The sequence below is a fragment of the Selenomonas sp. AB3002 genome, assembly GCF_000702545.1.
Lineage (GTDB): Bacteria > Bacillota > Negativicutes > Selenomonadales > Selenomonadaceae > Selenomonas_B > Selenomonas_B ruminantium_A.
Window position 1 is genome coordinate 373,324 of sequence record NZ_JNIO01000008.1, and the last position, 13,786, is coordinate 387,109.

Annotated in this window: 12 protein-coding genes; all 12 read left to right on the top strand. The window is 55.1% G+C overall.

The features are described from left to right. Positions 1-2 precede the first annotated feature (2 nt). The gene (locus P159_RS19440; RefSeq protein WP_051650278.1) at positions 3-365 is read left to right on the top strand and encodes a helix-turn-helix transcriptional regulator; all 363 of its coding nucleotides are present in this window, start codon (positions 3-5) and stop codon (positions 363-365) included. 189 nt (positions 366-554) lie between these two features. After that, the gene (epsC, locus tag P159_RS0109330; RefSeq protein ID WP_037377041.1) at positions 555-1,463 is read left to right on the top strand and encodes a serine O-acetyltransferase EpsC; all 909 of its coding nucleotides are present in this window, start codon (positions 555-557) and stop codon (positions 1,461-1,463) included. Positions 1,464-1,477: 14 nt separating this feature from the next. Then, positions 1,478-2,830 carry an MATE family efflux transporter gene (locus P159_RS0109335; RefSeq protein WP_029543497.1) on the top strand — a complete coding sequence of 451 codons (1,353 nt, stop codon included), beginning with the start codon at positions 1,478-1,480 and terminating at the stop codon, positions 2,828-2,830. A gap of 15 nt (positions 2,831-2,845) precedes the next feature. Next, positions 2,846-3,940 (top strand): threonine-phosphate decarboxylase CobD, encoded by a 1,095-nt coding sequence (gene cobD / locus P159_RS0109340; RefSeq protein ID WP_029543499.1) that lies wholly within the window; start codon positions 2,846-2,848, stop codon positions 3,938-3,940. 1 nt (position 3,941) lies between these two features. Continuing rightward, on the top strand, positions 3,942-4,583 hold the full coding sequence (locus tag P159_RS0109345; protein WP_029543501.1) for a histidine phosphatase family protein: 642 nt from the start codon (positions 3,942-3,944) through the stop codon (positions 4,581-4,583). A 126-nt stretch (positions 4,584-4,709) separates the two neighbouring features. Further along, complete coding sequence (locus P159_RS0109350; protein ID WP_029543503.1) at positions 4,710-5,912, top strand: L,D-transpeptidase; 1,203 nt, start codon at positions 4,710-4,712, stop codon at positions 5,910-5,912. A 31-nt stretch (positions 5,913-5,943) separates the two neighbouring features. After that, entirely contained in the window at positions 5,944-8,544 is a 2,601-nt protein-coding gene (gene polA / locus P159_RS0109355) for a DNA polymerase I (protein WP_029543505.1), read from the top strand. A gap of 18 nt (positions 8,545-8,562) precedes the next feature. Then, complete coding sequence (mutM, locus tag P159_RS0109360; RefSeq protein ID WP_029543507.1) at positions 8,563-9,402, top strand: DNA-formamidopyrimidine glycosylase; 840 nt, start codon at positions 8,563-8,565, stop codon at positions 9,400-9,402. Beyond that, entirely contained in the window at positions 9,399-10,007 is a 609-nt protein-coding gene (gene coaE, locus P159_RS0109365; protein WP_029543508.1) for a dephospho-CoA kinase, read from the top strand. Before mutM ends, coaE begins: the two co-directional genes overlap by 4 nt. Beyond that, entirely contained in the window at positions 9,991-10,605 is a 615-nt protein-coding gene (locus tag P159_RS0109370) for a lytic transglycosylase domain-containing protein (RefSeq protein WP_029543510.1), read from the top strand. The genes coaE and P159_RS0109370 overlap by 17 nt, the downstream gene beginning before the upstream one ends. Before the next feature lie 208 nt (positions 10,606-10,813). Next, a complete protein-coding gene (gene mdh, locus P159_RS0109375) occupies positions 10,814-11,764 on the top strand; it encodes a malate dehydrogenase (RefSeq protein ID WP_029543511.1) in 951 nt (316 codons plus the stop codon). 303 nt (positions 11,765-12,067) lie between these two features. Next, positions 12,068-13,732, top strand: a complete 1,665-nt coding sequence (locus P159_RS0109380; protein WP_029543513.1) for a ribonuclease J — start codon at positions 12,068-12,070, stop codon at positions 13,730-13,732. The last annotated feature ends 54 nt before the right edge of the window (positions 13,733-13,786 follow it).

Sequence of the window (13,786 nt, forward strand, 5' to 3'; positions counted from 1 at the left end):
CTATGGTTTGGAAGAATAAGTTTCATGAACTGATAAACGAATTGTGGAAACGGGCCAAAGACCAAAACCACAAAATGACACAGGTGGAGTATGCCAGACGGCTCGGTGTAACCAGAAATGCTTTCCTGGGATGGCTGCGAGGTTCCGGGCAGCCTGATGTGGACGGTCTGGTCCGCATCGCCAGTACAGAGAATGTCAGCCTATCCTGGCTGATGGGAGATGAACGGCCTAAAGCTGAGAACGAATTGCTTCAGGACGAGCAGACTATGCTTACCTTATTCCGGGACATAAGTCCGGAGTACAAAGAGCATTTGTTGTGGCTGGCTAAACGATGGAAAGAGGCCGGAGAAAGTGCTGCTAAATAAAAGAATGCCTGCATGTGACGGGACGCCGCATGCAGGCATTCTTTAAGTTGCCCAGTCTTCAATTTTCAGTCCTTGGAAGAAAGAAATAAGGTAAGGCTTTTTAATGTAGAAGACATACCTTGACAGCAGTCATTATGGCAGGTAGTATACTGACTATGACATTCTATAGTGCAGAGGTGGCGGGACGGCATGGATGATTTGAGATTTACGGAGTTCGAGCGGATTACTGAGGAGATTTTAGGGTGCTCCGGGGGGGCCTGCGGCATTGCAGAGCAGATGAAGTTCCTGCAGCTGCCCAATAGGGAAAAGGTGGAGGACATGGTGGACAAGCTCTTTCAGCTGGTCTATCCTGGCTACTTCCGTGACCGCTCCCTGAAGTTCTATAATATCAGGCACTTCCTTACCACATTGATGGAAGATGTGGCTTATCATGTGCAGCAGCAGGTGCAGCTGGCCTTGCGGTACCGTCACGGGGATATGACTGAGGCGGAGAGGCAGGATAAGGCCGTGGAGATAACCAAGTCCTTTATCAACGCTATCCCCCGCGTGAGAGAGCATCTGCTGCTGGATATAGAGGCCTTTTACGAGGGAGATCCTGCAGCGGAGAATACGGATGAGATCATTGTGTCCTACCCGGGGCTTCGTGCGGTCACAGTCTACCGCTTTGCCCATGAGCTCTTCATTCTGGGGGTGCCGGTGCTGCCCCGCATCATGTCTGAGTATGCCCATGCCCAGACGGGCATAGACATTCACCCTGGGGCGCAGATTGGCAAGTACTTCTTCATCGACCATGGCACGGGCATCGTCATCGGTGAGACTACGGTGATTGGCGACCATGTGAAGATTTATCAGGGAGTGACCCTGGGGGGGCTTTCCACCCGTGGGGGACAGTCCCTGCGGGGCAAGAAGCGGCACCCGACTATCGAGGACAATGTGACGATTTACAGCGGTGCTTCCATCCTGGGAGGCGAGACGGTGATTGGCCACGATTCCGTCATTGGCGGCAACGTGTTTTTGACCAAGTCCGTGGCTCCCTTTACCAGAGTCAGCGTCCAGAACCAGGAGCTGGCCATTACGGAGGCGCGCTTTCACGAATAACACTAGGAGATTAAATGAAGAGGACTTACAGTAAATGGCAAAAACTACGGCAGCTGAGCATAGTGCTTCTGCCTATTTGCGTGACCCAGCTGGCTATTGTTTCCACAGGTTTTTTCAATACGGTGATGGCCGGGCAGGTCAGTGAGCAGGATTTGGCAGGTGTGGCGGCAGGTGTGAATCTTTTCTATCCTGTGTTCGTGGCTCTCCTGGGGATTGTTTCAGGGCTTACTCCCACCATCTCCCAGCTTTATGGGGCGGACAAGGTGAAGAAGATACCCAACATCGTCAGGCAGGCTTTTTACTGGTCCCTTTTGCTGTCCCTGCTTCTGATAGGGGCAGGGTATCTTTTCGTCCCTTCCATCATAGAACTGATGGAGCTGGAGCCGAAGGTGGCGCAGGTCATGGAAGGGTATCTGGTGGCGGTGTCCTTTGGCATCGTGCCCGTGTTCCTGACGGCGGTGCTGAGGAATTTCATCGATGCCCATGGCATGACCCGTCTGACCATGCTCATCACATTAGTCACCGTGCCTTTGAATATTGGGCTGAACTACCTGCTTATGTACGGCGTCTGGGGGCTGCCTGCTTTAGGCGGAGTGGGAGCGGGCGTTGGTTCTGCCATCACCTGGACGGTGGGATTGCTTCTTACTGTAACTGCGGTATGCAGGATAGGCTCTTTTGACCATTATCACTTGTTCAGACATTTCCCTGCCCCGGATTTCCGGGAGTGGAAGATGCAGCTTTCCCTGGGGATTCCCATAGGAGCTACCATCTTCTGCGAGAGCAGTATCTTCGGTCTGGTGGGGCTTTTGATGTCTGCCTATGGCACCAGCGTCATGGCGGCCCATCAGGCGGCCTTCAACTACAGCAGCGTGGTCTATGTGATTCCCATGAGCATCAGCATGGCCCTGGCTATCCTGGTGGGCTTTGAGCTGGGGGCCAAACGTCCTCAGGATGCCTGGCAGTACAGCAATCTGGGCCGTCTGGTTTCCCTGCTGGCGGTGGGTGTGATAGTGGCAGTCCTCTACACTGAGCGGGAGATGGTGGCTTCTCTCTACACCCGTGACGCCGATGTGCATGAGCTGCTGCTGGTGTTCATCGTCTATGCCACCGCCATGCAGTATGCCGACTGCATCAATGCGCCTTTGCAGGGTACCCTCAGAGGCTGCAAGGATGTGCGGGCCACCTTCCTGATGGCAGTGGTTTCCTTCTGGGTAGTGGGGCTGCCCGGAGGCTGGCTGCTGGCTCATCAGGGGGGCATGGGGCCTTACGGCTACTGGCTGGGGCTCATTGCCGGGGTGCTGTTTGGTGCAGTGCTGCTGATGGTCAGGCTGAGCATGCTGAAAAAGAAATTGGCAAAGGCTGCCTAAAGTTTTTCTGTTGTCTTGCAAGAGGAGGGGATTGCCATAGAAAAATTCGTACATGGGGGCAATGTTTACGCCCCGTCTCCTTCCGGCGCCTGGCTGGACTTTTCCGCCAATATCAATCCCATGGGGCTGGCACCTGAAGTGCGGAGGGCCATTGCGGATAATATTGACGGCATAGTGAATTACCCTGACCCGGAGGCCAGGGAGCTGAAAGCTGCCCTGGGGGAGCATTACGGTGTCCCGCTGGAACGCCTGGTGCCGGGCAACGGGGCGGCAGAATTGTTCTACCTGTTCTTGCAGACTGTGCGGCCGGCTTCTGTCCTGCTGCCTGTGCCTTCATTCAGCGAGTATGAGAGGGCTTCTCTGGCGGCAGGGGCCAAGGTAGAATATTTCCCTTTGGACCTTGCCTCAGGACTGAGGCTGGACATGATGGCTCTGGCAGAGAGCGCTGTTGAAAAAGGCGTGGAAGTTGTTATAATTGGCAATCCCAATAATCCTACAGGTCAGCTGATAGCTACAGAAGAAATAGAAGTTTTCCTGCAGGTGGTGGGAAAGCTGAGCAATCCTCCCTGGCTGCTGGTGGATGAATCCTTCCTTGATTTCCGCAGGGATAGCGAGAAGTACAGGGCCAAGGAGCTGCTGAAGGAATATGGCAGGCTCTTTATCGTACAGTCGCTGACCAAATTCTATGCCATCCCGGGACTTCGCCTTGGCTTTGGCCTGGGAGACAGGGACCTTATCCAAAGGCTGGAACTGGGCAAGGATGTCTGGAATGTGAACCTGCTGGCCCAGAAGGCGGGAGCTGCCGCGCTGGGCTTGAGGGACTATGCCAGGCAGACTGTTGAGCTGGTGGCAGAGGAGAGGAAATTCCTCTGGGAGGAACTGGCGAAAGTAAGGGGCATAAGGCCCTATCACCCCACGGTGAATTTCATGCTCCTGCGGCTGGAGCAGCTGACAAGCCGTGAATTCACTGCGGCCATGAGAGAGCAGGGAATCCTGGTGCGGGATTGCAGCAACTACCCAGGCCTTGATGAATACCATGTGCGGGTGGCGGTGAGAAGACGCAGAGAAAACGAGAGATTATTGGCAGCAATAGCAAAGGTGTGCAGTTGAAGTGACAAGATTAGTGCTTATCCGTCACGGACAGACGGCGTGGAATAAGTCCGGCAAGTATCAGGGGCAGTCCGATGTGGCCCTTTCAGAGGAAGGGCTTGAGCAGGCCCGGTGCCTGGCAGAGCATTTTCCGGTGGAGAAGCTGGATGCCGTTTATGCCAGCGACCTTTCCCGGGCCATGGTGACGGCGGAGACCGTGGCGCAGAAATTTGGCCTGGAAGTCAGGCCGGAGCCTGCCTTCCGGGAACTCAGCTTTGGAAAATGGGAAGGCCTTACCTACGCGGAGATAGTGGCAGGCTGGCCAGAGGCTATGGCCAACTTCCTTACTCACCCGGATATCATGGAGATTCCCCAGGGGGAATCCTTTCCTCAGGTGCAGCAGCGCGCCATGGCCAGGCTGAAGGAAATCGTGGCAGAACATGAGCCTCACGACCATACCGTGGGCATCTTTGCCCACGGGGCGGTGCTGAGAACCATCCTGACGGGCATCATGCAGATGCCCCTAAGCCAGGTCTGGACCCTCAGCCAGTACAATACGGCGGTGAATATCGTGCGCTTCGATGAAGGCCGGCCTACGGTGGAACTCCTCAACAGCACGGCACATCTGGCTATGGAAGGGCTTTCTGGCAAGGGAAAGATTTGAGACCTGCCAATTTTTCTGGTTTCATTGAAAATGACATGAAAATGGGTTATCATAGGTAATGATTTTGTTTATGTGCGTCATTTGGGCGTAAATTTGATAGGGAAAAGAGATAAGGAGTATATGGGAATGTTTGAGCGGAAGCGTTGGAAGCGGCTCTGTGCCGGTGTTTTGGGAGCCCTGCTGATGGCAGGGGGGGCTGCTTCTGTGGCTGAGTGTGCCGGCAGTGCTGGTGAGGCGGCTGCTGCTGAGCAGTCTGGTGACGAGCGCAAGATTGTCATCAATCTGGCTGCCCGCAGCCTGGCTCTTTTTGAGAAGGACAAGAAAATCAGGTTGTATCCCATTGGCCCGGGCAAGGAATCCACACCTACTCCTGTGGGTTACTACAGCATCAGGTCCAAGGATATCAATCCCACCTGGATTGACCCCTCTGACCCTGAGTTCTCCATTCCCTCCGGGGCAGCCAATCCTTTGGGCTATCGCTGGATGGAGTTCTATGGCAATTATGGCATCCATGGCACCAACAAGCCGGAGTCTATCGGTCATTACGTTTCCAATGGCTGCATCCGTATGAATGAGAAGGATGTGGAAGCCCTCTTTGATCTGGTGGAGATTGGCACTCCTGTGGAGATTACCTACAACAGGATTGTGGTGGAGAAGGATGATACTGGTACGATTGTGTACTATATCTATCCCGATGGCTATGACCGCCAGTCCCTGACGGTGGAAGAGGTAAATAACTGGCTGGCAGGCTACGGGGTGGAAAACTTCGAGTCTGATGCTTCTATTGAAAAAAAGATCAAGGCCTCCGATGGGCAGCCTACTTTCATTGCCAAGGCTTATCCGCTGACGGTGAATGGAGAAAAGGTGAAGGGCAAGGCCATTGTGAAGGATGATGTGACCTATCTGCCGGCAGCAGACATTGCCCAGGCGCTGAAAATCTCTTTAGGCTGGAAGCCCTCCGAGGAAATCCTGGTGAGTTCTTTGGGTGAGGCAGTGGGCATTGAGAAGAAGGAGAAGCTCTATTGCAATGCCGATGATGTGGCAGCTCTCTTCAAGGTAGATGGCGGCATCAACAAGCAGGGCATCTACGCCCTGAAATCCACCTCCAAGGCCATCGTGCCTCTGGTGAAGGACGGCAATCCTGTGGACCCTGAGGCCAGTGTAGAGGAGCAGACCCGTCAGGTTGAGCTGAATGCCCAGCAGGAAGCCGCCAGGGAGCTGGAAAAGGCCGAGGCCAGGGAAGCAGCCAAAAAAGAGGCTGCCAGGCAGACTGCTGACAGCAAGTCCGAAAAGGTAAGCAAGACTGAGAAAGTCGTTGTCCGCAGATAAATTATTTTTTGAGATTTAGGAGGGTACCCCCGTGTCAAAGAAGTTCGTCATCCTGGATGGAAGCAGCCTTATTTTCAGGGCTTTTTATGCCATGCCTCCTCTGACGGATTCCAAGGGGGAGTCTACGGGAGCCATGGTGGGCTTTGACAATATGCTGACCAAGCTCCTGGTGGAAGTGAAACCGGATCTGCTGGCTATCGCTTTTGACCGCAGCCGTCACACCTTCCGTACGGAACGCTATGCTGACTATAAAGGAACCCGCAAGGAAACTCCTGCAGAACTGAAGTCCCAGATTCCCCTGCTGAAAGAATATGCCAGAGTCTATGGCATAGCCTTCCTGGAAAAGGACAACTACGAGGCTGATGATATTATCGGCACCTTGTCCACCCAGGCGGCGGCAGAGGGCTTTGATACCATGGTGGTCACCGGGGACAGGGATGCCCTGCAGCTGGTGCGGCCTAATCTCAGGGTCATGCTCACCAAGAAGGGCATTTCCGAGACCAAACTATATGATGAGGCGGCTTTCAAGGAGGAATACGGCTTCGAGCCCATCAAGCTCATTGACCTCAAGGGCCTGATGGGGGATACCTCTGACAATATTCCCGGAGTGCCCGGGGTGGGACCCAGGACAGCTTCCAAACTGCTCCTTGAGTACGGCAGCCTGGAAGAAGTGCTGGAAAATGCAGACAAGATTTCCGGCAAGAAGCTGAAGGAGAATCTCCTGGCCCATAAGGAGCAGGCAATGCTCTCCAAGGAACTGGCCACCATTGAGCTGGCGGTGCCTGATATGACCTTCAAAGCAGAGGATTTTGCCATCGAGCCTGTATTCGAAGAGATGGAGTCTTTTTGCAAGGTGCATGAGCTGAACAAGGTCTGGCATAATTTCCAGCGGCTGAATGTGCGGGAGACAAGTCTTTTCCCTGAACAGGAGGAGTCTTTGCCTGACCTGGGCTATCAGGTGGGGGAAAGTGCTGATTCTATGGTAGCCTGCCTGAGGGAGGAGGCTCCTTTGGGACTGGCCGGGGTATTTTCCGGCAGGCACCCCTTTGAAAAGCTGGAGGGGGCGGCAGCAGCCTGTGGCAGTGCCAGGCTCTTTGTGCCTTTTGGCACGCCTGCCTGGGAAATCCTTCTGCAAGCACTGGCAGATGGCCGTCAGGCGGCAGTATTCGATGCCAAGCGCTATTATCAGGCAGGCATGGGCAGTGTGCAGTTCTTCGATGTCCAGCTGGTGGACTATCTTCTGCGCCCAGAGCTTTCGGATTACGAACTGGCAAGGCTCTCCGGCGATTATTTCCCCCATGAGGCAGTGCCTGAGTCCTTTGCCGATGAGAAGGAAGAGGCTGTCTGGCAGGCAGTCCTGCTGGCCAGGCTGCAGCAGCCCCTTTGGCAGGAGCTGGAAGAGCGGGGGCAGGAAAAGCTTTATGGCGAGATGGAGCTGCCCCTGGTGGCAGTGCTGGCAGACATGGAGCAGCAGGGCATTTTCGTGAACCGCCAGCGCCTGCTGGAAAAGGCAGAGGAAGTGGGGCAGAGGATTGCAGCCTTGCAGGCTGACATTTACACCCTGGCAGGGGGAGAGTTCAAGATAAATTCTCCCAAACAGCTGGGGGAAGTGCTCTTTGACCGTCTGGGGCTGCCGCCAGTGAAGAAGACCAAGACGGGCTATTCCACCAATGCAGAGGTGCTGGAAACCTTGCGCTATCAGCATCCCATCGTGGAGCTGGTGCTTTCCTTCCGCATGTGGAGCAAGCTGAAGTCCACCTATCTGGACGGCATAGAGGGGCTTATCGACCCGGAGACGGGGCGGGTGCATACCACCTTCAATCAGACGGTGACGGCTACGGGCAGGCTCTCCAGCTCTGACCCCAACCTCCAGAACATTCCCGTGCGCCGGGAGGAGGGCAAGACCATCCGCGCCTTCTTTGAGCCGGGGGAAGGATATGATTACATCTTGTCTGCGGATTACTCTCAGATTGAGCTCAGGATACTGGCTCACATGTCCGGGGACGAGAGTTTCCTGGAGGCCTTCCGTGAGGGGCAGGACATTCACGCCAGGACGGCGGCGGAGGTCTTTGGCGTGCCTTTGGAAGAGGTTACATCAGATATGCGCCGCAAGGCCAAAGCGGTGAACTTTGGCATTGTCTACGGCATCAGCGATTTCGGCCTTTCCCGTGACCTGCATATCTCCCGTCAGGAGGCTGCAGGCTATATCGAAAGCTACTTTGACCGCTATCCCGGGGTCAAGGCTTATCTGGACCGCATGGTGCAGGAGGCCAGGGAAACTGGCAGCGTGAAAACTGTTTTTGGCAGAAGGCGTGAACTGCCTGCTATCAGCAGCAGCAACTTCAATCAGCGTTCCCTGGCGGAGCGCATGGCCATGAATACTCCTATACAGGGCACTGCGGCGGATATCATCAAGCTGGCCATGATTGCAGCCCACAAGGCGCTGAAGGAAGCCAAAGTCAGGAGCCGCATCCTTCTGCAGGTACACGATGAGCTGGTGCTGGAAGTGCCAAAAGAGGAAGTGGAGCAGGTGAGCTCCATCCTGCGGGAGGCCATGGAGCAGGTGGTGAGCCTTTCCGTGCCGTTGAGCATAGACATCAATTATGGCCCCAACTGGGCAGAAGCTAAGTAAGAGATAAGGAGCATCCCTATGCCTGAAATGCCGGAAGTAGAAATCATCCGCCAGCATTTGGACAGCAGACTGGCGGGGAAGAGGATCAAGTCTGTGGAGATCCTGCTGCCCAGGCAGCTGAAATGGCCTGCCACTGTGGAGCAGTTCAGCCGTCTTTGCTGCGGGCCTGAGATTGAGGCCATGGAGCGCAGGGGCAAGTACCTGCTGCTGCGGCTGGCAGGGGAAATGCGGATCGTTTTCCATCTGCGCATGACCGGCAGCCTGGTTTACGTGGAGGCAGGGCAGGAGTATGAGAACGCCCATCTGCGGGCGGTCTTCTATCTGGAGGATGGTTCCCGCCTGTGCTTTGCCGACATTCGCACTTTCGGTGTGATCTATGGTCTGAAGCCCGGGGAACTGGACATGGTGAAAGGCCTCAGGGAAATGGGGCCGGAGCCTTTGTCACCAGAGTTTACAGCAGAGTACCTTGAGGGCATTGCCCGCAAGGGCAAGGCTCCCATCAAGAACCTCCTGCTGGATCAGCGTAAGATTGGCGGCATAGGCAATATCTATGCAGACGAAGCCCTTTTCCTGGCTCATGTCCACCCCAAAAGACTGGCAGGCAGCCTCAGTCATGAGGAATGCCAAAAACTTTGGCGGGCGGTCAATCAGGTTATCGAGGCAGGCATCAGGGACGGTGGCACCACCTTCCGGGACTACCGCAACGGCGAGGGGGGCAAGGGCTCCCATCAGGAACATCTCTATGTTTACCATCGTCAGGGGGAGCCCTGCCGTGAGTGCGGCGTGCTGATCGAATATACGAAGGTGGCAGGCAGGGGCACCCATTACTGCCCCATGTGCCAGAGGTGGGAGCCATGACGCGGGTAATAGGCCTGACCGGGGGCATAGCCTCCGGCAAGAGCACCGTGTCCGGCATGCTGAAAAAGCTGGGCGCCTGCATCATAGATGCAGACGCCATAGCCCATGAGCTGGCTGAGCCGGGCAAGGCCATTTTTGAGGCTTATCTGGCGCATTTTGGCTCCGGGGTGCTGACGGCGGAAGGGCGTTTGGACCGCAGGGCGGTGGCAGAGCAGGTCTTTTCCTGTCCGGAAGAAAAGCAGTGGATGGACAGGACGGCTTTTCCCCTGATTCTGGCAGAAGTCAGGCGGCAGCTGGCAGAGGCAAAGGCTTCCGGGGGGCCGCTGATTGTACTGGATGTGCCGTTGCTCTTTGAAGCTGGCTGGGACAGCCTGGCAGATGAGAGCTGGCTGGTGTATGTGCCGGAAAGCGAGCAGCTGAGGCGGCTTTGCCTGCGGGACAATTGTACAGCAGAGCAGGCCCTGGGGCGCATAAGGGCGCAGATGCCTTTGGCGGAGAAGCTCTCCCGGGCAGATGTAGCCATAGACAACAGCGGCACCATAGAAGCGACGAGAAGTATTGTGAAGGATTTATGGAAGGAAAGGGTACATGAGCAGTTTGCCTGAAAAGGTGGAAAAGGCCCGTGAGGCCAGACGGCGCACAGGCTGCGCTTTCCTGCTGGGACTCCTGGTCTTTATATCCTGCTTTACCATCTACTTCCTGTCCCAGAACTCACAGGTGCAGCGAAGTTATCTCTATCCCTTCCCTTACCGCGAGACAGTGGAGCGCTATGCCGGGCGCTATAAGGTGGACTGCTATCTGGTGGCAGCGGTCATCAAGGTGGAGAGCAAGTTCCAGCATGATGTCCATTCCCATCGGGGAGCGGTGGGGCTCATGCAGCTGATGCCGGATACTGCCGGGTGGATAGCCCAGCGTCTGGGGGAGAGGGATTATAAGGACACAGAGCTGCATGATCCGGACAGGAATCTCCGCTACGGAATTTGGTATTTGGCTGACCTGGAAGAGGAGTTCCAGGGCAATGATGTGCTGGCTCTGGCGGCCTACAATGCAGGCCGCGGCAATGTGCGGGGCTGGATGGAGGAATATGGCTGGAAAGACGATTTTTCCGACGTGCAGGCCATACCGTACAAGGAAACACGGGCCTATGTGAGGCAGGTGCTGTCCCTGCAGGGCAAATATCGAAAACTTTATGCCGCTGAATGAATTCCCTTGGGATTCGTTCAGCGGTTATTTTTGTATTTTGATGTAAAAACTAAATTCAATTTTACGACTATTGTCTTTTTTCTTGACGGTGGACGTTTACTTTGTTATAATCAGAACGTAATGAATCATAAGTGTGATTCATGATTCATAAAAGCCATTCCGCCGGGAAAAATATGTGCCCGGCCATATCTCAAGGAGGCATTTCATTATGAAGGTAACAGTTGTTGGTGCAGGTAACGTTGGTGCAACCGTAGCAAACGTGCTGGCTACGAAGAACATTTGCAGCGAGGTTGTGCTCATTGATATCAAAGAGGGCGTGTCCGAAGGCAAGGCCATGGACATCATGCAGACGGCCCATCTTCTGAACTTCGATACCACTGTGACTGGTGTGACCAATGATTATGCTGCAACTGCTGGTTCCCAGGTTGTGGTTGTCACTTCCGGTATCCCCCGCAAGCCGGGCATGAGCCGTGAAGACCTCATCGGCACCAATGCCAAGATTGTGAAGAGTGTGGTGGATCAGGCTCTCGAGTATTCTCCCGATGCCATCTTCATCATCATCTCCAACCCCATGGATGCAATGACCTACCTTACTTTCAAGGATTCCAAGCTGCCCCGCAACCGCGTCATCGGCCAGGGCGGCATGCTGGACAGCAGCCGTTTCCGTTATTTCCTGTCCAAGGCTCTGCAGAAGGCTGGCTATCCTGCCACCCCGACTGATGTGGACGGCACCGTTATCGGCGGCCACAGCGACAAGACCATGGTTCCTCTCGTGAGCCTGGCTACCTATCGCGGCATTCCCGTGAAGGAACTCCTCACCGAGGAGCAGCTCACTGAGGCTGTAGAGGCTACCAAGGTGGGCGGCGCAACTCTCACCAAGCTCCTGGGCACTTCCGCCTGGTATGCTCCTGGTGCAGCAGCTGCTGCCATGGTTGAGGCTATTGCCCTCGATGCCAAGAAGCTCATGCCTTGCTGCGTATATCTCGACGGCGAGTATGGCGAGAAGGACCTCTGCATCGGCGTTCCTGTCATCCTTGGCAAGGACGGCATGGAGAAGGTCGTGGAAGTCAAGCTGGAAGGCGAGGAGAAGGCTAAGTTCGATGAGAGCGTAGCTGCAGCCCGCGACACCAACTCCAAGATTGGCGATGCACTGAAATAAGCTTTGCTGAAATCTGCAGGCACTGCAGTTCCTTAGGGGGCTGCAGTGCTTTTTTCGTGTCCTGGTTTATCTTTGTTATGTGAACCATTAGCGTATTTTATCTTTTCTGTTTGCATTCTTGTGCTCGGAATGTTAAAATGTAAGGGAATGAGTTGAGCGGACAAAACTGAATAGGCTTTTTTCGTTTGCAAAAATATCCAAGGAGCTGTGCCTGCGGATAGGAGGCTTATTGGCTTTTTGCACAAGAGCGTTGTATTTTTATTGTCATTGATAGCTATATAAACACTTCGGAGGTGTGAGTTTTTGTCTAAAGGAGCACAAAAATTACAAATCATTCCCCTGGGCGGACTTGGGGAAATCGGCAAGAACATGACCGTTATCCGTGTAGATGATGAGATTCTGGTCATCGATTCCGGCCTTATGTTCCCGGAGGAGGATATGCTGGGCATAGATCTCGTCATCCCGGATATTTCCTACCTTATCGAGAACAGGGATATGATCAAGGCTGTGGTGCTGACTCACGGCCATGAGGATCATATCGGCGCCCTGCCTTACTTGCTGAAGCAAATCAACGTGCCTGTGTACGGCACCCGCCTGACCCTGGGCATCCTGGAGGGGCGTCTTCAGGAAAATGGGGTGGATTCCAGCAACCTGCATTCTGTCATGCAGGGGGACATCATCAACGTTGGTTGTTTCAGCGTGGGCTTCATCCGTGTCAATCATTCCATTCCTGATGCCGTAGGCCTCTCCATCAAGACTCCCGTGGGCATGATTGTCCATACCGGTGACTTCAAGCTGGATTATACGCCTGTAGATGGCAAGATGACGGACTTCCGCCGCTTCGCAGAGCTGGGCAACAAGGGCGTGCTGGTGATGATGGCAGACAGCACCAACGCTGAGCGCGAGGGTCACACCATGAGCGAGAGCACGGTGGGGGCTGCCTTTGACAAGGCTTTCCACGGGGCCAAGGGCCGCATCATCGTGGCCACCTTCTCCTCCAATGTCCATCGCATCCAGCAGGTCATCGATACCGCCGTGCGCTACAAGCGCCGGGTGGCCATTCTGGGCCGCAGCATGGTGAACGTGGTGGGCATCTCCATGGAGCTGGGCTATATCCACGCGCCTGAGGGGACCATCATCGACATTGATGAAATCAATCGCTTCCGTTCTGACCAGATTGTCATCTGCACGACTGGCAGCCAGGGCGAGCCTATGTCGGCTCTGACCCGCATGTCCATGTCCGACCACCGCAAGGTGACGGTGGTGCCCGGTGATACGGTAATCATTTCCGCTACTCCCATTCCGGGCAATGAGAAACTGGTGACCAGGACCATCGACAATCTCATGAAGCTGGGGGCTAACGTCATCTATGGCCGCAACCAGGGCATCCACGTGTCCGGTCATGCCAGCCGTGAGGAATTGAAGCTCATGCACAATCTGGTGCGCCCCAAGTTCTTCATTCCCGTGCATGGCGAGTACCACATGCTGGTGCAGCATGCCCGTCTGGCAAGAGATTTGGGCATGCCCAAGGAGAACATCTTCATCGGCGAGAACGGCCAGATCATGGAGTTCACCCGTGACAAGGGCACCCAGGCTGGCAAGGTCACTGCCGGCATGGTGATGGTGGACGGCCTTGGCGTAGGCGATGTAGGCAACATCGTCCTCAGGGACCGCCGCCAGCTGTCCCAGGACGGCATCCTCATCGTAGTGGTGACCATGGACAAGGCCAGCAACCGCGTGGTGGCAGGTCCGGATATCGTGTCCCGCGGCTTCGTGTATGTCCGTGAGTCTGAAGCCCTGATGGACGAGGCCCGTGCCCGTGTCCAGCAGGCTCTTGACCGCTGCGAGGACGAAGGCGTGAAGGAATGGGCTGCCATCAAGGCCAACGTTCGCGACGCTCTGGGCAGGTATCTCTTCGACAAGACCCGCCGCAGGCCGATGATCCTGCCAATCATCATGGAAATCTGATTCAGAACCTCCGTTGATCCTTTTTCAGGGATGGCGGAGGTTTTTTGTCTCTGT